1 protein-coding gene is annotated in these 811 nt (G+C 45.1%); it reads left to right on the top strand.

Features of this window, described 5'->3' with window-relative positions; translation table 11 throughout:
• Positions 1-54: 54 nt before the first annotated feature.
• Positions 55-811, top strand: a 757-nt coding sequence (locus L975_RS17740) for an IS3 family transposase (RefSeq protein WP_230400819.1), incomplete at its 3' end; no start/stop codon positions are given.

Consider the following 811-nt stretch of genomic DNA (forward strand, 5'->3'; position numbering starts at 1 on the left):
CATGCTGCAAGATCTGAATACCCGAAAGTGGTAAGCGTACCGCAACGTCGTAAGGTGGTACGCCATTTGATAACTCACTATCAGATTAGCGAACGTAGAGCATGCGCCTTAGCAGGATTAAGTCGTACGGCCTGTCGTTATCAGTACCGTTCTGCGTCACAGGAAGCGCTTCGCCAAAGAATTATAGAGCTAGCCAGAACGAGAATACGTTATGGCTATAAACGTATTCACATTATGTTGAAACGTGAGGGTATTCATGTAAATAAGAAACGCGTCCATCGTTTATATTGTCTGGAAGGGCTGCAATTGAGACCAAAACGTCCTAGACGTAACGTCAGCGGTGCACACCGAAAATCGGACTACAAGCCAAGTTCAGCGCCAAATGAAGCATGGGCAATGGATTTTGTCACTGATCAGATTGCAAATGGCCAGAAGTTTCGCATTTTGACCATTGTAGATACGTTCACGAGAGAATGCTTAGCTACCGACATTGGGATTCGGTTACGCTCAGAAAATGTGGTCGCAACATTGACACGATTATGCCAAAAACGAGGTACTCCCAAACGGATCCATTGTGATAACGGCAGTGAATTTGCAGGGCAAATGACGGATTTGTGGGCATATACCAATAAGGTAACTCTTGTGTTTTCACGTCCAGGAATTCCCACAGACAATGCGTTTATCGAGTCACTGAATGGTAGCTTTCGAGATGAGTGCCTCAACTGCCACTGGTTTGACTCATTACCTGATGCTAAATTGAAAATTGAAGCTTGGCGGGATGACTATAACAAGAGTCGACCTCATCGAGCTT

It is taken from the genome of Plesiomonas sp. ZOR0011 (assembly GCF_000800945.1).
Classification (GTDB): Bacteria; Pseudomonadota; Gammaproteobacteria; order Enterobacterales; family CAMTGL01; genus Plesiomonas; species Plesiomonas shigelloides.